Raw genomic sequence first — 18,569 nt, forward strand, 5'->3', positions numbered from 1 at the left:
GACCGAGACGCTGCCGGTGCCCGGCACGAGGTCGGAGAACATGTCCAGGGTCAGCGTCAGGCTCTCGCCTTTCGCCAGGGTCCGGATTGACCGCCGTGCCAGCACCTGCGTCGCCGCCTTGACGTCGAACGCGTAGTGGCGCGCCAGCGTCAGCCCGTTCGGTCCCTTGATGTCGACATCGAGCGTCGCCTGCCCGGCCGCGGTCGCGTCGATCGCCAGCGCAAACGAGTTGCGCTGCTTGGCGGCGAGCTTGACCGTGGTGGCGGGATTGCCCGTCATCTTCACCGGGCCGCCGGTCTTCACGTTGATCACGTAGTCGCCGGCCTGGCCCTCGACATTGTCGATCTCGAGGTTGACCGTGCCGTGGTCGCCATTGAGCAGGAAGCGCGGCAGCGTCGTGGTCAGCACCACGGGGTCGCGGATCACGACGTCGGTGTTGGCGCGGCCAAGCTTGGTCGCGGTCCACGCCACCGCCATCACGCGTGCGGTGCCGGCGAACTCCGGAATGTCGAAGCTGACTTCCGCACTGCCATCGGCGCCAACCGTGACGATGCCGGAATAGAGCGCCAGCGGCTTCTGCGCGGGCGGCGAGCCCTGCAGCTCGCCAGCGCCGGCGTCACCGCCGGACTTGATCTGGCCGCGCGTGCCGGACATGCCGTCGATCAGCTGCCCGTAGAGGTCGCGGATCTCGGCGCTGAGGCGGCGCTGGCCGAGATAGTAATCGTCCGGCGCCGGCGGCTTGTAATTGGTGAGGTTGAGGATGCCGACATCGACTGCGGCAATGACAATTTTGGCGTCCTCGCCCGGATTGAGCCCGTCGAGCTTGACCGGGATCTTCAACGCTGCGTTCGGCCGGATCAGCGCCGGCGGCGACAGCTTCACCTGCAAGGTGCGGGTCTGCTTGTCGATGCCGAACCATTTCAGCCCGATCGCCCGGCCCGGCATGCGCTGGGCCGCGGCATCGAGCGGGCGGCGCAGCGTCGCCACCACGTAAGCGCCTGTGCCCCAGTCCTTGGCGACCGGGAGCTTCACCTGGGCAGTGCCTTCCTTGACGTCGATCGTCTGCGTCGTCAGCAGGCGGTCGCCGAGCACGTTGATGGTGAGCTTGCCGGCACTGCGGACATTGACCGACACCGTCATGGTGTCGCCGGAGGAATATTGCGGCTTGTCGATCGAGGTCTCCAGAAGGTCCGGCGTGTCGGCGCTGCCGTCGGAATACCAGCCGACGTCGAATTGCACCGAGGTCACCGGGCCATCGGCGTCGTTCGACTTCACATCGAGACGGTAGCGGCCGGGCTGGGCGTTGAGCGAAATACGCGCCGGCTTGTCGGCCGTAACGGTCACATCACCGTCGGCAACGCGCGAGGTCGACTTGACCGGCTCGTACTCCCAGTAATTGTTCTGGCGATACCACTGGTAGCGCGACTCCATCTTGAGGAGCTCGTAGCGCAGGCCGTCGCGGCGCAGCTTCTCACCCTCGGGCGAGACGAACAGAACATCGAACTCGGCCTTGTCGCCCTCGGCGACGTTCTTGTCACCGAATAGCGGCTTGACGCCGATCAGGGCCGTCGCGGGCGCAACCGGCAGCACGATCTTGCGCTCGACGGCGCGGCCGCCGGTCTCCACCATGCGAACGAAGATCTGGGCTTCCTGCGGACGGGTCGAAGCGGGCTGCTTGTCCAGCGTAACCGGGAAGGTCGCAACGCCATTGGCGTCGGCTTCGGGCAGGTTCTCGAGCGGCGTACGTTCGTTCGAGGTGGTCTCCTCGTCGGCGACGCCGAACTGGTAGCCGGCAAAGCCGGGGCGCTCGCTTGCGGGCGCGACCAGCATGTCGCCTTCGAGCTGCAGGCCGGACGCGGGCGCGCCATAGAGGAAATGGCCGTCCGCCTTAAGCTCCACTGGAGCGTTAGCTTTGATCAGCTTGTCCTTGGCGGACAAGTTGAATTCGATCCGATCAGGAACGTAGTCCTCGACCATGAAAGTGGTCTCGCCGACCGACGAGCCTTTCGGGTCGGTGAAGGCGCGCACCCGCCACGTCCCGGTCGGAACGGCCGAGTTGAGCGGCACGGACAGCGTACGGCCGCCGGCGCCCTGGTCGGCGAGCGCGGCACGTCGGTATTCGACGCCATCAGGGCGCTCGATCACCAGCGTCAGCGGTCCGCCGCTGACGGCATTGCCCTGCCCGTCGCGCAACAGCACGGTGAGATAGACGGTCTCGCTGGACCGGTAGACGCCACGCTCGGCATAGACGAAGGCATCGGCGCCTGCAGGGACCGCACGGCCGGAGACGCCGCGATCGGACAGGTCGAAGGCGGAGGACTTCAGGCTGAGGAAGGCATAATCGGCCTTCTCACCCGTGACCGTCAGCATCGCCGGCGACAAGCCGCCCTCGCCGCGCGCAAGCCCCGCCTCGAACAGCACGTGGCCACTGTCGTCAGTCTTGCGGGTCGCCAGGATCTCGTTGTTGCGGGCAACCAGCCGCACCTCGGCCTTGCCGACCGGATCGGTCGAGGCCAGCGAGTTCACGAACACATGGATACCATCATTGCCGGAATAGGCGGAAACGCCGAGATCGGAGACGATGAACCATTGGGTGGCGAGCTGGTAATCGTCGTCCGAACCCGGGCCCTTGGCGGCGGCCGTCATCACGTAGACGCCCGGCTGGAGCTCGCCGAGTGCCTGGTCAACCGGAAACGCCGTGGTGACGTCCTGGTTCAGCGTCATCGCGGTCGCAAGCTCGCCGGTCCAGACCTTCACGCCGCGCTCGCCGCCGAGATCGGAGAGCTGGTATTTCGACAGCGTCTTCTGGAAATCGCTGTCGACCACGGTGTTGATCAAATTGCGGTCGCCGATCCGGAACACGTTGATGTTGACCGCGGGCGTGTTGACGCTGACCACGGGAATGCCGCGCTGGCCGGTCCGGGGCAGCACATAGGCCCGGCTGGTGAAGCGCACGAACGGCTTGCGGTCGCGCACATAGACGTTGAACTCGGCCGATTTCGGCAGCCCCTCCTTCACAGTGGACGGCAGGCCGGCGCGCAGATTGATGTTGTAGCGCTCGCCGTGCTTCAGCCCGTCGACGCAGAGCTGCTTGCCTTCGGCCGACAGCGCCGGCTTGTCCTGGCCCGCCAGCGCCAGGTACGGCGCGAAGTCGGTGCGCTTTGCCAAATCCTCGGAGAACTGGAAGCAGGCGCGCGGGCTCGCCGAATCCGAGTCCACGGTGTAGTCGAGCAGCCGGAAGCCGTGCTCGTCGCGCATCTTCTCATATTGGCCGCGGACGTCGGCGACCTCGCGCATGTCGAGCGACAGCCGCAGCGAATCCAGCGCCGGCCGCCATAGCTTGCGCTCCGACAGCGACTTGCCGAGCACCGCAAGTGCGTCGGCCTCCTCGCCCGGATTGCCGGCACGGAGGTAGGCGATGTAGGCCGCGGTCGAGGCGCGTTCCAGCAGGAACGTCTGCTCGCTCGAGCTCTTCGGCGAGATCTGGAAGATGACCTTGGCAAGCCGCAGCCAGTTGCCGGCGTCTTCCGGCGTGGTCGCCGCGATCTGGCCGAGCACCGACAGGCCGGTGCGATAGTCACTGCGCCGGAAGGCGGCGTCGGCGTCCGTCTTCAACGTCGCATTGGTCTTGGCGACGGGCCCCGCCTCGCTCTTGATCTGGGCCTCCAGCTTGATCGCGGAATCGGTGAGGTCGTCGCGCTTGAACGCCTTGTCGGCAGCGTGTGCCGCGCTGAAGCCGAGCGCCAGCGTGGCGCAGATTGTGACGGCGCGGACAAGACCGATCATGATGGACTCCCGGAAATCGCGGACAGCCGCCCGCAGGCAGCATGAAATGCGCGGAAAGGTGACGGACTCAAGGCGATGGAACCAAAGGTGCTAATCGTCGCATTCGCCATGGAAAGGCAAGCCCAGAGGAGACCGATCAAGATACCGCCGCTCACGCCGTCCTGATGGCGCAGCGATACCCGACCCGTCGACCGGCGGCCACATCCCGGAAGCTGGCCAGCGTTCCCGGCGATGTGATCCATCGTCCAGTCTGCGGCCGCTCAACCCGGCACCCTGACATGCCACCGTCTCGCTTTGTCGCGGCTCTGAGGAAAACGGTTCGGTTCAGACTTGGCGAAAGACGATATTTTTCATATTTGGCATGGTAGATGAACAGCCGGCCTCCAAACAGAGGCTGGCGTAGCGACGGTCCCATAGCTCAACTGGATAGAGTAGCGGATTTCTACTCCGCGGGTTGCAGGTTCGAGTCCTGCTGGGATCGCCACTCACGATTTCACCCTCTTATTTTTCATAGGCTTACGAGCTTTTTTGGCAAACTGGTTCGGCGGTTTGCCAATTCCTGTTCCTGCTCTGACCTTGTTGGCGGCGCTCTCAGCCAGACGAATCCGATTCGCTTCTTCGATGTAGCGCTGCGCCTCAGTGATCGTTTTCCAACCGAACCAAGCCATCAGCTCAGGAGCTGTTGCACCATTCAGCGCGTGATGGATGGCCGATGCCTTGCGCAGGCCGTGCGCCCTCCCCGGAATCTCCGCTTCCTTGCATCGATCAGCGAACCAATTGCCGAAGCCGGCCGGTGTGAACTGCTCGCCGAGCTCGGTTGTGAGGAACGCCAAATTGCCCGACGAAGGATGCCGCTTCAGCTCAGCCACAAGATCCGGCAATAGCTCGATATCAAACTGCACCCCTGTCTTTTGGCGGCGCATCGAGAGTTTGCCGCTCTTCACATGCTGGCGCCCCATCCGGACGACGTCCGATCGCGCGTGCCCAGTCTGCAGCAGCAATTCCAAGGCAAGCCGCGCCCTCGTCCCAGGCTTATGACGCTCCCGATACTGAACGATTTCATCTTCAGTCCAGGTGTGGAAGCCGCCCGTCTTTTTCATTTTCGCGCGCTTCACCGCGAGCAGCGGATCCACCTTGATCATTCCTAGCTGCACGCAATGGTCAATGAATCCGCGCATCGTTTTAACGAAGTTGCGCTGCGCCGCCGGCTTCCTTGAGTTCACGATATTCTGGAGCGCCTGCGTGTGCATCATCGCGATGCGCTTGTCGCCATGGTCGTTCCGGAAGCGCTCCAGGATTGCGCGACGATTGCCCTGCGTGCTCTTCGCCAGAGACGTAAAGGGACCTGATTGGTAGTAGCTGATCAGCGCGGCGTTGACGGTGCCAGCGACGGTGCGGCTTGCACCGAGCGGCGGAGCCTCCCAATCGGCATTAAGCGCCCTCTCCCGAGCTTCCATGAATTCTGGAGACCATGGCAGCCCGGGCAACGGCACCCGCTTTCGTCCAGGTACACGAAGATAGAAACGCGGCGTTCCGTCATGATCCTCGAAAGCATGCGTGTACTTGGGATATTTGTGTTTCACCGGACCTTGTCCCACTCGTTGGGCTCGTCGCCGATGCCGGGCTCACCGGTGACCACGACGATCCGACCCGACTTGTCGACCTCGACTCGCCGCACCGGCTCTCCGGCCGCTCGCACGGCCCGCACAGCCCGCGTCACGTCCTGCTGCCGGAATGTGGAAGGCAATCGGCTCATGCCGCAGCCTCCGCCGAAGGCGCACGCCAACCCTCTGGATCGGCCTCCCAGGCTTCCACGTCGGATTTGCGCCAGGCGACCTTACCCGGCGAGATGCGGACGCGCTTGGGGAATCTTCCCTTCCGCTCCATTCGCCACATCGTCACCGTCGAGAACGGAAGTCGTTCTGCTAGCTCATCGATCAAAAAGAACTTGCACGTTGGTGCACTGCTCATCAGGTCCAACTCCAAAGGAACGCGATACAATTCCCCCGAAAGAAGCACCTGTTCGGTTGTCCCGGACTAGACCGCTTTCTTCCCCTCCCTTTCGCAACTAGGTGATTTGCAGAAGGCGCAGAATAGCGATTTCACTTATACACAGGGGTCCCACAGCCTATTTCAAGAGAGTGCGTGCCGTTTTGGTCAAAACGGAAGCCCGCCGGTTTCACGCCCGGCGAGCTCTGCTTTCCCGACGAAGGGCAGTGTCAGCCAGCCTTCACGCTGCGGATAGCTGCTAGAACAGCATGACGCATCCCGGCTGGAGGCTCCACAACCATCCAACAATGTGGGTTGCGTCCATCCTGCTCATGCAGGTGAAACCATCGGCGCGGCTGGTAATACCATTTGTATCGTTTTCCCTCGTGCGAGGCCTCTCCAAACCATTGCCCAGAGCCGACGTGCTTTTCGAAGGTGAGGATATTCATGGTGCGACCTTGATGAAGCCGCGGCATCGAGGCGGCGGAATTGATGGTGCTTGCTGCGTACATTGCTGTTCTCCCGGGTTGGCCCCTAGGCAGAGAATCGCGTTCACAGGGTTGCGGTTCTGGCGGCGCAGCGGCGGGCAGCGATGCGCTTCGGAGGCTAGCTAGAATCAGATGGACGGGAGAGGCTGGCAGAGCGCCTGGGGCGCCCGGTGATCGATTGCTGGTCATGCCGCCGCCCCTTCGTCGTCGCACTGCTCCTCGACGTCGACCCCGACCTCGGGGTGCCAGCTGGGCCAATAGGACACCGCGCCGGCCGACGTGATCTCGTGGGATCCGAGCGACGGCTCGTCGTCGCTTTCGTCACGATCGAGCTCCGAGTCGTCACAGGGGTGGTCGTCAACCTGATCCTCCAGCTCGGTGGAGGCGTAGGGGTCGGAAGCGTCCAGGAAGGCCATCAGCCGCTCGATCTCGGCCGCAGCTTTCTCCCGGAGCCCGGCGAGACGCCCGAGCGCCTTCTTGCGGTCCCGCTCTTGCCGAGCAAGGCCGGAGGAAGCGGACGCACGGGCAAGGCCCGCAGCAGGCGGGAACATAGGTCTGGCAAGTGTCATCGGATGGTGCTCTTCGGATTGGCTTTCGACAGCCGCGCCGGTGACAGACCGGCAGCCGGGGGGTCGAAACCAGCCGAAGAGACTGGTCGGCGTGCTTTTAAGCCTTTCGGCTCTGGACATGGCGCACCGCCCCCGGCATAAAGGCCAGGTTGAGGCGCGCCGCCAAGCGCTCCTAAGCGCCTGAGGAAACCCGCCAAGGTCTCCTACGCGCATTGTCGGCCGCCACCCCGCCAAGGGTCGCAGGCCTCATCTTCGGTCCGGGTTTCGACACCCACGGACATTCCACCACTGATTTGGTAAAAAATCCATCCCCTTCCGGGGCGCACGGCGCGCTGGAACGTTTGGTACCGCGGCGCGTCCTTGAGACATCGATCCTGTTGCTTGTGGGTCGACCGATGGACACAGTAGCCGCCTATGCGATCTCGGCCTTTATCGTCGGCTTTGGCGTCGGGATATTCGTTGCCGGTCTGAACTCGGGCGCGCCAGCTTTGTGGGCCTGCGTCGCCCTGATACCCGTCGCGATCGGGCTCTTGAGCGTTTTTGGTCCCAAATAACAAATCCATCCCCTTCAGGGGCTTCAGCGCGCCCGTACCACGCGAATGTTGGGGGCGGCGGAACGGCCCCGAAGCGCGCAATACCCCCGGTAAAAAACGGCCCCAGCCAATGGCGGCGGCTGGGGCCGTTGGGACTTACTCCGGCCCGCAGGGGGCATGGAGCCGGAGCACGGCACCAAGCCCGCGGCTTGCCGGTAGTTCCTAGAGAAGAGATTGCGCCGAATGCGAGAACCGGCCCATCGCCAAACGCGCGTATGACGACGGACCGTCCCGGGTGGATGGCACGTCTAGATCGCGCCACAGACCGAAATTCCAATCCTGCTGGCCGGAGAGTCGTTCCTCTATGCCAGATCTCCCGAGCGGGCCGGGAGGCCGCCCGCTGAAGCGGTCTTACTTCGGCTTCTCGGCGTGGATGTGGAGGACGTAGAGGGTGTTCTGGAACTCGTCCACTACCTCCATCCGCCATCCACGGGCCGGCGTTAGCTTCCCGTCGAGGCTTTGGAGTATCTGCCCAGCCGTCACCGTGGCTTCATGCCAAGCGGCGTGCTTGTCGGGCAGCTCCTCGCCCTCAAGGTCAGGTTCGTGGCGTTCGTGGGTCACATGGAAGAAATAGCGCGGCATGCGTCAGTAATGCTGACAAGCGGGCGCACGTTCCAGCCGACCAGTCTACTTCTGTTCCTTTGCAACTGTATTTAATTTCTAGGTTGTGGTGCATGCGAACAAACCGGGAAGCGGGATTCGCAACCAGTGAATCTAGGACACCTTATGTTGCCGGACTTCCCCAGGCTGCATGTTCAACGCCGCCGCGTCGCTGGCGCCGAGCTCCCGCTCAACAAGGCTAGCCGTCCACCCCTCAGGGATGGCATCGAGCACCGCGTCGATTGCGTTGTCCCGAGCGGTTGCCGCAAGCCATATCTGGCGTTCGCCGCTGTCAGTAATCACCCGAACAATGTGAACCCGCTGCATCCTTCACCGATTTAATGCTCATAAGAGCTTTCCCGCTGCGCCTTCTCCGCCATAGCCAGTGCCTCATCAAGGCAGGCCTTTGCTTGGCGGCGGTATCTGGCAGCGTCATTGTCCATAAGCACCAAATGCAAGAGCAAGCCGAAGGTGCCTAAAAAACAGCCGCAGGCGCTGCTTTAGAACAGCGCCCGCGGCTTCGCCGCGACAGTCCGCACGATCGGCGCGGCACGTCCAGGCTAGCACAGAGGCCCCCCAGCGTGAACCGGCGGGCCCTACGCCGCCGCTACCAAAGCCCTTCTGACACAGTGTCAATCAGCCGGGTGCCCGATCTCCTTGGCGGCCCTTACCCGTAATTTCCCTAGGTCGAGGGCGCCGACGCGCACCTGCTATTGATCTCGCGCGCCGGTTGCGCTTGGATATCCTTTTTCGGGTCGGGGGATCCTCCATGCGCAATTTGGGTATTGTGGCGCTTTGCGCCGTGCTGGGCGGCTGCATGTCGACTGGCGAGACTGTTTCTTTCCGAGCGTCAAATCCGCAACAGCAAGCCCTTATGCGCGACGGGCAACCCGCCCTCGTCTCTCGGCAAAAAAGCTCGCTCGTCTTGGTGCGCCCAGCGGCCAGGCAACTGCAAGCGAATGGCAGGCCGGTCTTCGTGGTCGGCATCAACAATCTAAGCAGGCAGCCGGTCGACTTCCGCGTGGGACAAGTCGAGGCCGTCCAGCACGCCGCAGGCTCTGACTTCGAAATGAAGGTCGTGACCTACGAGATGTTGGTCCAAGAGGAGCGAAACCGGCAAGTCGCCGCCGCCGTCCTCACCGGTCTGGCCGCGGGTGCCAACGCTTACAGCGCCGCGAACGCTGGGCATGGCAGCTACACCACCCCCAGCGGACGCACCGGAACGTTCTACAGCCCCACTGCGGCTGTGATCGCGCAGAACAACGCGGCCGTTCAAAACGAAGCAATGATCGCGGCCACTGTCGAGACGGGTCAGCGCAACATGGCGGCGCTGGAGCAAGCCGTAATCAAGGATAACACCTTGATGCCAGGCGAATGGTACGGAGGGCAGCTCCACCTCGCGCCGCCTGCTGACCAAGGCGGGGGTCCTAAGACCTACACGATAGTAATCACTGTGGGTACCGAACGCCACGTCATCGACGTGACGCAGGGGCCAGCGGGCGTCTGAAGCCGAGGCAGGAATGATTTTGGATATTTTCGACGTTGAGCATGGTGCTTGTGCGCTGATTGCGACGAGCAACAATCGCTACGTGATGATCGATTGTGGCACCAATACCACCACCGGCTGGAGACCAGGCACTTACCTCAGATCACAGGGCATCACTCACCTCGATCAGCTGATCATTTCAAATTACGATGAGGACCACGTTGCGGGCATTTCTGATTTACTGGATCAGGTAAACGTTGCCGTGCTTATGCGAAATGCATCCGTCAGCGCGAGCGATTTGAAGCACCTTAAGACTGAAGACGGTATGGGGCCCGGCATCGAACGCCTGGCTGCTGAGATCAGCCGCACCTACATTGGAGGCGCTCCTTCGCCATCGGAGAATGATTATGGGGATGTATCATTCACAAAGTATAGAAACTCCCTCGGAACTCCACCCTTCGGTTTTGATGACGAGAACAATCTTAGCCTAGTTACCTTCATTACCTGCCACACGCACAAGTTCATTTTTCCTGGCGACATGGAGAAAGCGGGCTGGAGAGCGCTGCTGCTTGATCCGACTTTCCGCGCAGAGCTTTCTGGTGTGTCTGTCTTCGTGGCATCTCACCACGGTCGAGAGAACGGCTATTGTGAGGAAGTGCTCAACCTCTGTCCGAACATCCAAGCCGTCGTGATCTCAGATAAGAAGCTCGGCTATCAAACGCAGGAGACTGTCGACCGATACCGGAACTACGCGCGAGGCTTCATCTATAACGGTACGAAGCGGCACGTCCTGACGACCAGAAGCGACGGCTCGATGACATTCATCATCGAGCCGGGCGCATCCAAAGTTTTCTTGGGCGTTTAGAACCCATGCGATTTCCAAGACAAGCCAACCTTTACGAGCAAGCCGGAATACTTATTCCCGGCGCAACTCTGGTTGCACTGCTGGCATTGCTCTGGCCAGAAGCCAGGGCGCAAATAGTCCACACGTCTATCTCGATAGGCGCTTTTGGCGTTGTGCTGGTAGTTGGTTACGCATCAGGTCAGTTGGTCGCGGCGCTCGGAAACATGGTGGATATTGTGTACTGGAAGCTCTGGGGAGGTCTTCCGTCTACCTGGATCGTAGGCCCCCATCCGAAACTATTATCCAGCGCGCAATTGCGTAAACTGGATGAGATGGTGAGGAACGAGTTGAGCATAATTTGCGCGCCCACGTCGGAGCAGACCCCCAAAGACTGGTTTCCCATCTCGCGCCAGATATACAGTTATGTGGAAGCTCACCGACGGCCCGCTAGGTTAGAGGCTTTCAACGGTAGTTACGGAATGAACCGGGGTCTCTGCGCTTCGAGCTGGTGCTACGCGATCGTGGCGTACTCGGCATCTTCAGAGAACGCCACTTATTCGATCTGCGCAGCGTTTGCCGGTGCCATCTACTTGTACCGCATGCACCGCTTTGGTGTTCACTACGCGCGCGAACTGTACGTTCAGTTTTTAACGCCGGCGCCCGCAAAGTCCGATAAGCGCAAGCGGCCGTCCGCCGTGGGGCAGCTCGCAACAGCAGAGTAATCCGATGCCCGATATTCGAACTGTTCTCGCGCAGCTAGAAGACATCGAAGCGCGAAGCGACCTGTTTTTGTTCACTACTGAAAGGATTCTAAAATGAAATTGGAAATTCCGGGCGTGGCGATGTCGTTCGACGAAGTGCCGGTCGGCGCATTTTTCAGGTTCGAACGCACAAAGCCCGAGTTTGGAATTTGCGTGACGGATGGCACAAAACGAGCAGCGATCATATTGTCGACAACTGAGCGGCCAAATGGCCACCTGCCATGGCTGGCTCTCGGCGGCCTGCCCAGCGACGCGGTTGTCTCATTCCCCGGCGCAGTTCTTAGGGCAAGTCACACTGATATCAGCGACGACACAGGCATATATGGCTATCTGATTAGCACGGGGGGTAGCTTTTACATTCGGGTGGGCGTATCGGGCGGATATCACACGTTCAGCGTTGAGACCGGCCAATCGGCGCAACTTCCGAAAGCGAAGATGGCAATCGCTTACTCAAAATGGGCCGTGGGAATCATGGTTGACGAACGATTCGAACCTATTTTTTCTTTTCCACCTTCCCAAGATCCTACGTAGCAGGCATGCATCGGGGTTCGTTGGAGGTTCTCGGCACCCGACTGGAAGTCAAGCGCGCCCTACTCGCCCGGCTGCTGCAACGGACGCGCCACTGCGCCTATCGTACTCCGCCTGGATGGCCTCCAGCATGGCGACAACAGCCTGAGCGTGCCTTGCGAGATCCTCATCGCTCATCGCCCGCACCTGCTCAGCAGCGAGCGTTGCGAACGCCTGCTGAAGCCCAGCCATCTTATCTTCACCCGCCATTTTGCTCCCTCCCTACGTCACGGCGAGCCGGTAGCCGTCCGAAACCATCTCGTTGATCCGGTCAATCCAGACGCGCAGGCCTTCACGGCTATAGACCGGATCGGACATCTGGAGCGTCACCTGCGTGACGTTGCCACCGCCGCGGCCCTGGCTTTGCTGCCCGCCACGGTTCGGCGTGATGTCGATCTGCTCGCCTGGCTCAACCATGGCCTGGAACAGCCTGCTGTCACCTCCCCCGACGCCGCCAGGGACGGTCATGGACAAGCCGTCCTTGAACCCGCCGATCGATTGCTGCTTGATAGCTGCCACCTTCGCCATACCTGCCGCAAGCGTTCCGGCTGCAAGTGCATAGTTGAAGGGCGGCGGCGCAGCCGCCAGCGCCTTCGTGAAAGCGGTGTATGTGTTGATCGTCGCCTCGATGATACCGAAGGCTTTTGCTGTTCCGGCCATTTCCTTGCTGGAAGTTGCAAACGCGCCGGCCAGCTGAGCAAATCCGCCGGCCATCTGCGCACCGGCAGTGTTCCAGGACGCACTGGCCCGCTCAGCCAGGTTCTCAGTTGCCTGCGCATACCCATCGGCGCTCATTTTGCCTGCATCGAAAAGCGCCTGGATCTTCTGCAATTCGAGCTGATACGTCTGCGCCGGCGTCAGGTTCGCCTGCGTCATCTGGAGACCGGCCAAGGTCAAGGCATAGTCGGATGTCTTCTGCTTGAGCAAGTCGAGTTGCACCTGCTGCGCAGCAGTGATCGCGGTGTTGTTCGCGCGTGCGATCGACTCCGCTTGCAGTTGCAGCTTCACCGCCTCCATTGCACCAGGAAGCATTCCGTAGGTCGCGATCTCCGCTTTCATGCCCTCTTGGGACTTGCTTTGCGACGCAATGAACTGATCGACGGCGTTCTTGCCGCCCATCGCTGAGAAATTGAAATCCTTTTGCGCCTTCGACGCCTTGTCGGTCGACTCCGCTGCAGTATCCGCGCCCGTCTGCGCACCCTTCCAGAGCTTTTCAATGAGGCCAAACGTGGTCTGCGCGGTCTCCTCGACGCCCGAGACGCCGCCCTTGACGGCGTTCCATGCGCCGGTGAACTCACCTTTCAGAACAAGCGACATCGCCGACGACACAGTCGCAATGTACTCTGACAGGGATTTGAACACCGCTCCGACGATCACGCCGCTGGTCACAAGCGCCTTCATCGCGGTCGAAACGACGGTGAGCGCGGTGCTCAGGAAGCCCGAGTTCTTCGCGGACTCGACCATCGCATTCGATATTTCGACCATCGACGGCAGCACCTGCGTCATCGATTGCGTGACGAGGCCGGTCCAAATCGCCTTCATCCTGGTCAGGTTATCGTTGAAGTCCTCCGCCGCCTTGCCGGTCTTGGCGTCGATGACGAGGCCGAACTTTTCGGCTTCCTCCGTCATCTCCTTCAGACCATCACGACCGTCATTCAGCATCGGAATGAGATCTGCGCCGGTCTTGCCGTAGATCGCCATGGCGGCAGCCGTCTTTCCGGCGCCGTCCTTCAAGCCGGAGAAAGCTTCCGCAACATCGCCATTCACTTCGGCGCTGGATTTCAATTTCCCGTTGGAATCGACGACAGAAACGCCTAGCGCGCGGAAGGCGTTGGCGGCTTCGGACGTCGGCTTGGCCGCCGCCTCCACCATGTTTTTCGACAGCTTGCCCATCGACTTACTCAGCGCGTCGAAGGACACGTCCGAAAGGTCGGCCGCATAGGCGAGAGCCGAGAGTTGCTCGATCGGAACGCCCAGCTTTGCCGACGTCTTCGATAGCTTATCCGCGTCGTCGATGGTGTGCTGGAGCGCAATGCCGATCGCCACGCCGGCGGCGACGACGGCCGCCGCAGCCGCCGCCATGCCGGTGGCGACCGCCGAGCCGAACGCGGCCAGGCCGGACTGCGAATCCTTCAGGCCCTTGTCGAGAGCCGCCGTGTCGGCGCCTAGCACCACACGGAGGGCTCCCACTACGCTCCCGCCCGCACCTGCCATGGATCAGAACTCCTGTGCCAGGCAAGTGAGATTTGCGATCGACGAGGTGGTGCCGGAGTCGTTGGTCGCCACCGAGGCATCGTACCAAACCTGAGTTCCTACGCTCAGCCCGCTTATGATGCCTTCGAGCGCGAACGGAGCATAATAGCTTCCCGACGGAGTGTTCCAGACCAAGCCGTTGTTGAACAAAGTCCCCGCCAGCGCGGCGCCGCCGGTCGGTGCAGTTCCGGTCCCATAGCGCCCCGTTAAAGTGGTGGTTTTGTTGGCATTGTTGTTCGTAGCGTTCCCGATGATGGTGAAACGCACGCGACCGCTCGTCGCCGGAGTGACCTTGCAGGTTGCCCCGAGGCCCATCATCAGCCCGGTCGTGTTTGCCGACCCGCCAGGATTGGCCGGTGTGGCGTGTTGCGACGCGCTTGTGAGCTGTTGCGTGCCATAGCCGACGCCCTCGATCTGAGTCGAATTGACCCACCGCGCAATCTGGTTGGCTGACGGCGAGCCAGATGTCGAGACGTTGCCCCCGCCGGCCGGCGTTGCCCACTGACCATCGCCGCGCCAGAACGTTGAGCTCGATGCGCTGGCGCCGCCGGCGAGGTGGCTGACAGACAGGTCACCGGTCACGTCGAAGCCGAGCCGCACCGTGCAGGTATTGTTGGCGCAGTTGAGCGTCTTGTTGGTCAGCGTGTCCGTGCTGGCGCGGCCGACGACGGTGTCAGTGCCGGCGAACAGAGTCGCCGTGCCGCCGCCAGTCGCGGGCGCCTTTAGGGTCGACGAACCCGACGACGAGCCGAGTAAGATCAATGTGCCGTCCGTGAACGACTGCGCCGCAGTCCAGGTCGCGATGGCGTTGAGCACGCCGACCGTTCCAGACGCGTTCGGCAGCGTGAACGTCTTGATCGACGTTGCCGGGCCGCTGAATTGCATGAAGGCATTGCCGGTGCCTCCCTTAGCGCCCGAGAGCGGAGAACTGCCGGGACTTGCCTGGCCGAAAGCCGCGGTGGAGCAGAGCATCGCCCCGAGCACGAGGCCGCAGGATCTCAGGACCATGGCGCTCATTGGATCATCCATCGGCTGCCGACCCGTCGAAAGCCGATTGATCCCCAATTGCCATCGATTGAGATCTCGCCCGCATCAATTTCACCGGAAATTGTCACAACCGAATCGCGGGCGGTACCGCTGCAATCCTTTACGATTACAACCGACGAGTACGCCCGCGTCGCGCGATCGAAAACCACTCTTGTTGCTTCCGGTTTTCGCTTGTTGATAAGAACGACCTTGTCGCCCGGACCAATTCGAACGTCGCCGGATTCGGTGACATTTCTGAATTCGCCATTGGAAGCGAAATCCAGCGGAGCGCATCGGCCAAGCTCGCCCGAGTGAGCCGCGGAAATGCCCACGATCAGCGCGACGACGGACAACAAGACCTGCTTCGTTGAGTGCCGATTCATATGGTTGCCTCAGTTTTTCAGATGGGAAGACACGTCGAGGCCGAGCAGCCCGGCAAATTTGCTCTTTCGCTTGGTCGCGTCTGGCATCTTGAGCGCTGCGCGGCTCTTCGGATCGAGGCCGAGCCGGTCACCAAGCGAAGCCATTAGGGCCGCCTGTTGTCGCTGCATTTTGATCCAAGGGCTCTCGACACCGGCACCGCGCTTGCTGGCTTCGATCCACTGAAACTTCGGGTCGCTGATAACGAGCGTGGCCTTCTTATGGATCGCCCAAGCCGTCGCAAACGCCGAAAGTAAGAAGCTATCGAGGGCGGAGTAGATGTGCGGCGGCATCGCCTGCTTGATCACGTCGATACATCCCCGGGCGTCGTCGGAAAGGTGCTCGGGGATGAACGGCTCCCCAAGGGCTTCGATCCCGCTTTCCTCAATCAAACGCCGGCTCGGATTGCCGTCCAAGCGGTCGATTTCTGCCAGCTTCTTCCTACGTCCCATGTCCCGCTTTCTGGAATTCTGCGAAATCTGCATTTGAGGGGCACCACCGGTCCGGAGCCAAAAGGCTGGAGAGATTTGACCCGCCCTCCCCATCGGGCTTGTCGATGATGCTCATGCGAGTTCCTGAGCACGATGGTAGTCGCCATAAGGCGAGGCATAGACGGCGTAGAGGAACGCTTCGAAGTGAGCGCTAGGCACCGTAGCGCCAACCCTGAGCCGAGCCTCGATGCCATCCAGTAGACGGCTCATCTCAGGTGACAGCACGACGTAACCTGCCCGGGCCAAGACATGCTCAGCAAAGACCAAGGTGCTTGTGTGCTGCTCGCCCGAGCCCATCACAGCCCCGCCCTGATGCGGATAAGATCGAGGTCGCGGGCCCGCTTTGCCGCGGCGCCGGTCAAGGCCTTTGCCGTCTGACCTGGGTCAAGCAACGCGTCGGGATTTGCCGGCACGGTGACAATCGAAAATTCGAGCAACTCTTGCTCTAGGAAATCGATCCCGTAGGGTCGGCGCTTGTCCTCGCTGAAGACGTACTTCAATGGCGCAAACCCGACCGACGTCGCGGTCAGAAACCCGCCCAAGATCATCTTGCGGACGCGCTCGGCGTATTGGCTCACGTCGGGAGGGGCTAATTCGGCGGTCGCCTTCAGTCTTCCGCCTTGGATCCAGACCTCGGTTGCACGACCGACCGGCAACAGACTCCCGTCATGGCCCCACAGCACCACTGGGTTTTTCCGGAACGCGTCCAGCTTCCAGCCTTGGACCGCGATGGTATCGCCCATCCTGTCGACCGTGGCGGTAGAGATCGTGAAGGTGAAGATTCGGCCGCCGTCGCTCTGGGCCTTAGCAGCCGTCGGAAGCAGAGCGGGTACGTAATCGCGGGACACGGCCGCCACCGAGCGCGGCGCCGAACCGAGCCGCGCCGTCACCGCCGAAACGTCCTCGGATCGCCACGCGATGCGGTTTGCCGAGCCGTAGAGGCGATGCTGGATGGCGTCCGCGATCATTCGCCGACCAGCCCCACAATCGCGCCGGCCGTGGTGTTATCCCCCAGCCCCTCGACGACGATGTCGATCCGTTCGGTGACGCGATACTGCACCCGGTCTTCAGCGAAGGTCTGCCCCTGGTCCGCGCGGCCGATGGTTGCCTGACGCCGATCACCGAGCGAGACCGCCCGCCGCATGTTGCCGAATAGGAGCATCACCTGTGCCGAGAGATCAGTCGTGACCTGAGGCAGGACCTGCGTCAGATAGACCGGAAAGCCCATGAAGTGCGGCAGGCGCCGGCCGGTGGCGGTTTCCTGGATGACGATTCCGCCGACGGACGCAGCGAGCCGGCAAAGCACCGTGGCGTAGCCCATCTGCGAGACGAACCAGCCCGCATCCGCGACGGCATAAGCGGGCACCTTTCCCATCAGGTTCGTCAGATCGTTGGTGTCGATCTCGGCGAATGTATCGTGGCCCGATGCCGCTACGACTTTTCCTGCGTTGTGGTTCCCATCGAGCAGCGTCGGGCAAATACCTGCGACGCCGCCATAGGTCGAAGTCCCGTCACCGTTGAAGGCGCAACTGTCTTCCTTGTTGGCGAACGCGTAAGCGGCCAGGGTCATGAGAAGGTCGCCGATATCGATCAGCGAGTCCTCGTCCAGTTCGCTCGACACGATCGAATAAGTCGCGAGCTTCTTGGCGACAAAATTGAGAGCGCCGAAAACCGCGTCAGATTGGGTCAGCGTCGTGTTTTCACCGCTGAAGTATGCGGTGAGCGCCGAAAGAACCTTCGTTGCCGATGCCACGTCCCGACTGATCGGCACGACCTCCGCGGTGGCACGGATCACGCCGCGGAGCTCCAGAGCGGAGTACAGCACCGACAGGAATTCCGCCGGCACCAAAGCCCCCCCGGCCGTGTTAATGCCCTCGCCGGCCGCTCGGTTCACGACCACGCCGTTTTCGGCACACCAAGCGGCGGCGCGTTCGTTGCCGTGAGACGCCGCGAACCAGCTTCCGAAGCGGAAGGCCTCCAAGTTCGACTTGAACGAACGCAGCGGTGCGCACCGGATAGCGTTCTTCGGCGAATAGATCAGACGGTTAGACATCTTCGATTTCTTTCCTGGTGATGATGCCGGCGGCGGTCATCGCCGTTAGAAATTCGTGAAGCGGCCCAGCCGAATTGCCGCCAAGCGCCGCTTTGAGGCCGCGGCGCCCGTACAGCAGCGACTGCCAAGCTCCAGCGCTCGCGAACGCTTGGATGAATTCTTGCCGCGCGCCCTCGACTTTCTGAGCCTTGGCAAGCGCCAACGCGATTTCTTTGAGCATCCCCCGATACTCGGCATGTCGCGTTGAAAGCTCACCGGCCGCCCAGGCGACCTTGAGGTCGCCGAGCTGTTGAGCGCCGATCTCGATAGCCCGCTTGACCACGGCCAGCTCATGACGTTTCGCCCTGAGCGTCGAACTCTTCCGTTGGGTTTCCAACGGCGCTTTGACGGCGCCCTGAAGCAGCCTGTAGGCCTCCTGATCGAGCGACGGAATTTCGTCCTCGGGTTCGATCGCTGGCAGCGCCGCGACGTCGTCCCCGCCGATCTCGTCGGACAGCTTGCGGGCGCGCGACCGAAGTTCGTCGAGCTGAGCCTCGATCGGGAATACAGGCCGCTTGGGCGGCGTGGCGGATTTGGATTTGGCGAATGGTGTTTTCATGCTGGACAGCATGATCGGTTCGCTGGGTACAAAATACGGGCTTTT

The 18,569-nt window shown here is 61.8% G+C and carries 19 protein-coding genes and 1 tRNA gene; 6 read left to right on the plus strand and 14 right to left on the minus strand.

Annotation, left to right across the window (positions count from 1 at the left end; genetic code table 11):
* Nucleotides 1-3,786: alpha-2-macroglobulin family protein (locus CV770_RS03870; RefSeq protein WP_104461398.1), on the minus strand; the 3,786-nt coding region annotated here is incomplete at its 3' end.
* 407 nt (nucleotides 3,787-4,193) lie between these two features.
* On the opposite strand from CV770_RS03870, the gene CV770_RS03875 reads away from it, so the two are divergent.
* Nucleotides 4,194-4,270: transfer RNA gene (locus CV770_RS03875), tRNA-Arg, on the plus strand.
* Nucleotide 4,271: 1 nt separating this feature from the next.
* Here the strand turns inward: CV770_RS03875 and CV770_RS03880 are convergent.
* The 5 genes from CV770_RS03880 to CV770_RS03890 form a co-directional block, all read right to left on the minus strand.
* Complete coding sequence (locus CV770_RS03880; protein WP_146101235.1) at nucleotides 4,272-5,369, minus strand: tyrosine-type recombinase/integrase; 1,098 nt, start codon at nucleotides 5,367-5,369, stop codon at nucleotides 4,272-4,274.
* On the minus strand, nucleotides 5,366-5,542 hold the full coding sequence (locus tag CV770_RS42410; protein WP_201759690.1) for a hypothetical protein: 177 nt from the start codon (nucleotides 5,540-5,542) through the stop codon (nucleotides 5,366-5,368). The genes CV770_RS03880 and CV770_RS42410 overlap by 4 nt, the downstream gene beginning before the upstream one ends.
* The gene (locus tag CV770_RS44190) at nucleotides 5,539-5,757 is read right to left on the minus strand and encodes a helix-turn-helix transcriptional regulator (RefSeq protein WP_104461490.1); all 219 of its coding nucleotides are present in this window, start codon (nucleotides 5,755-5,757) and stop codon (nucleotides 5,539-5,541) included. Before CV770_RS44190 ends, CV770_RS42410 begins: the two co-directional genes overlap by 4 nt.
* Nucleotides 5,758-6,005: 248 nt before the next feature.
* Entirely contained in the window at nucleotides 6,006-6,287 is a 282-nt protein-coding gene (locus tag CV770_RS41445) for a hypothetical protein (protein ID WP_146101236.1), read from the minus strand.
* A 161-nt stretch (nucleotides 6,288-6,448) separates the two neighbouring features.
* On the minus strand, nucleotides 6,449-6,952 hold the full coding sequence (locus CV770_RS03890; RefSeq protein ID WP_146101237.1) for a hypothetical protein: 504 nt from the start codon (nucleotides 6,950-6,952) through the stop codon (nucleotides 6,449-6,451).
* Between the two features lie 92 nt (nucleotides 6,953-7,044).
* Here CV770_RS03890 and CV770_RS43030 point away from each other — a divergent pair, with 92 nt between their 5' ends.
* Entirely contained in the window at nucleotides 7,045-7,386 is a 342-nt protein-coding gene (locus CV770_RS43030; RefSeq protein WP_146101238.1) for a hypothetical protein, read from the plus strand.
* A gap of 390 nt (nucleotides 7,387-7,776) precedes the next feature.
* Here the strand turns inward: CV770_RS43030 and CV770_RS03895 are convergent, their stop codons facing one another.
* The gene (locus CV770_RS03895; RefSeq protein ID WP_104461401.1) at nucleotides 7,777-8,007 is read right to left on the minus strand and encodes a DUF6894 family protein; all 231 of its coding nucleotides are present in this window, start codon (nucleotides 8,005-8,007) and stop codon (nucleotides 7,777-7,779) included.
* A 787-nt stretch (nucleotides 8,008-8,794) separates the two neighbouring features.
* On the opposite strand from CV770_RS03895, the gene CV770_RS03905 reads away from it, so the two are divergent.
* The 4 genes from CV770_RS03905 to CV770_RS03920 all read left to right on the plus strand — a co-directional run bounded on the left by CV770_RS03905 (nucleotide 8,795) and on the right by CV770_RS03920 (nucleotide 11,647).
* Nucleotides 8,795-9,532: a hypothetical protein gene (locus CV770_RS03905; RefSeq protein ID WP_146101239.1), complete on the plus strand. Its 738-nt coding sequence runs from the start codon at nucleotides 8,795-8,797 to the stop codon at nucleotides 9,530-9,532.
* A 13-nt stretch (nucleotides 9,533-9,545) separates the two neighbouring features.
* Complete coding sequence (locus CV770_RS03910) at nucleotides 9,546-10,376, plus strand: ComEC/Rec2 family competence protein (RefSeq protein ID WP_146101240.1); 831 nt, start codon at nucleotides 9,546-9,548, stop codon at nucleotides 10,374-10,376.
* A 5-nt stretch (nucleotides 10,377-10,381) separates the two neighbouring features.
* On the plus strand, nucleotides 10,382-11,077 hold the full coding sequence (locus CV770_RS03915) for a hypothetical protein (RefSeq protein ID WP_104461405.1): 696 nt from the start codon (nucleotides 10,382-10,384) through the stop codon (nucleotides 11,075-11,077).
* Nucleotides 11,078-11,170: 93 nt separating this feature from the next.
* Nucleotides 11,171-11,647 carry a hypothetical protein gene (locus tag CV770_RS03920; protein WP_104461406.1) on the plus strand — a complete coding sequence of 159 codons (477 nt, stop codon included), beginning with the start codon at nucleotides 11,171-11,173 and terminating at the stop codon, nucleotides 11,645-11,647.
* Between the two features lie 258 nt (nucleotides 11,648-11,905).
* On the opposite strand, the gene CV770_RS43150 is transcribed toward CV770_RS03920, so the two are convergent.
* The 7 genes from CV770_RS43150 to CV770_RS03965 form a co-directional block, all read right to left on the minus strand.
* Entirely contained in the window at nucleotides 11,906-13,765 is a 1,860-nt protein-coding gene (locus CV770_RS43150) for a phage tail tape measure protein (protein WP_245453670.1), read from the minus strand.
* 135 nt (nucleotides 13,766-13,900) lie between these two features.
* Nucleotides 13,901-14,953: a hypothetical protein gene (locus tag CV770_RS03935; RefSeq protein WP_104461408.1), complete on the minus strand. Its 1,053-nt coding sequence runs from the start codon at nucleotides 14,951-14,953 to the stop codon at nucleotides 13,901-13,903.
* Complete coding sequence (locus tag CV770_RS03940) at nucleotides 14,950-15,318, minus strand: hypothetical protein (RefSeq protein ID WP_146101241.1); 369 nt, start codon at nucleotides 15,316-15,318, stop codon at nucleotides 14,950-14,952. The genes CV770_RS03935 and CV770_RS03940 overlap by 4 nt, the downstream gene beginning before the upstream one ends.
* A gap of 36 nt (nucleotides 15,319-15,354) precedes the next feature.
* A complete protein-coding gene (locus CV770_RS03945) occupies nucleotides 15,355-15,867 on the minus strand; it encodes a P27 family phage terminase small subunit (RefSeq protein ID WP_210203154.1) in 513 nt (170 codons plus the stop codon).
* Nucleotides 15,868-16,169: 302 nt separating this feature from the next.
* A complete protein-coding gene (locus CV770_RS03955; RefSeq protein ID WP_104461412.1) occupies nucleotides 16,170-16,841 on the minus strand; it encodes an HK97 family phage prohead protease in 672 nt (223 codons plus the stop codon).
* The gene (locus tag CV770_RS03960; RefSeq protein WP_104461413.1) at nucleotides 16,838-17,926 is read right to left on the minus strand and encodes a phage major capsid protein; all 1,089 of its coding nucleotides are present in this window, start codon (nucleotides 17,924-17,926) and stop codon (nucleotides 16,838-16,840) included. Before CV770_RS03960 ends, CV770_RS03955 begins: the two co-directional genes overlap by 4 nt.
* Entirely contained in the window at nucleotides 17,919-18,536 is a 618-nt protein-coding gene (locus CV770_RS03965; protein WP_104461414.1) for a hypothetical protein, read from the minus strand. Before CV770_RS03965 ends, CV770_RS03960 begins: the two co-directional genes overlap by 8 nt.
* Between the last annotated feature and the right edge of the window lie 33 nt (nucleotides 18,537-18,569).

It is taken from the genome of Bradyrhizobium sp. AC87j1 (assembly GCF_002936975.1).
GTDB lineage: Bacteria > Pseudomonadota > Alphaproteobacteria > Rhizobiales > Xanthobacteraceae > Bradyrhizobium > Bradyrhizobium shewense.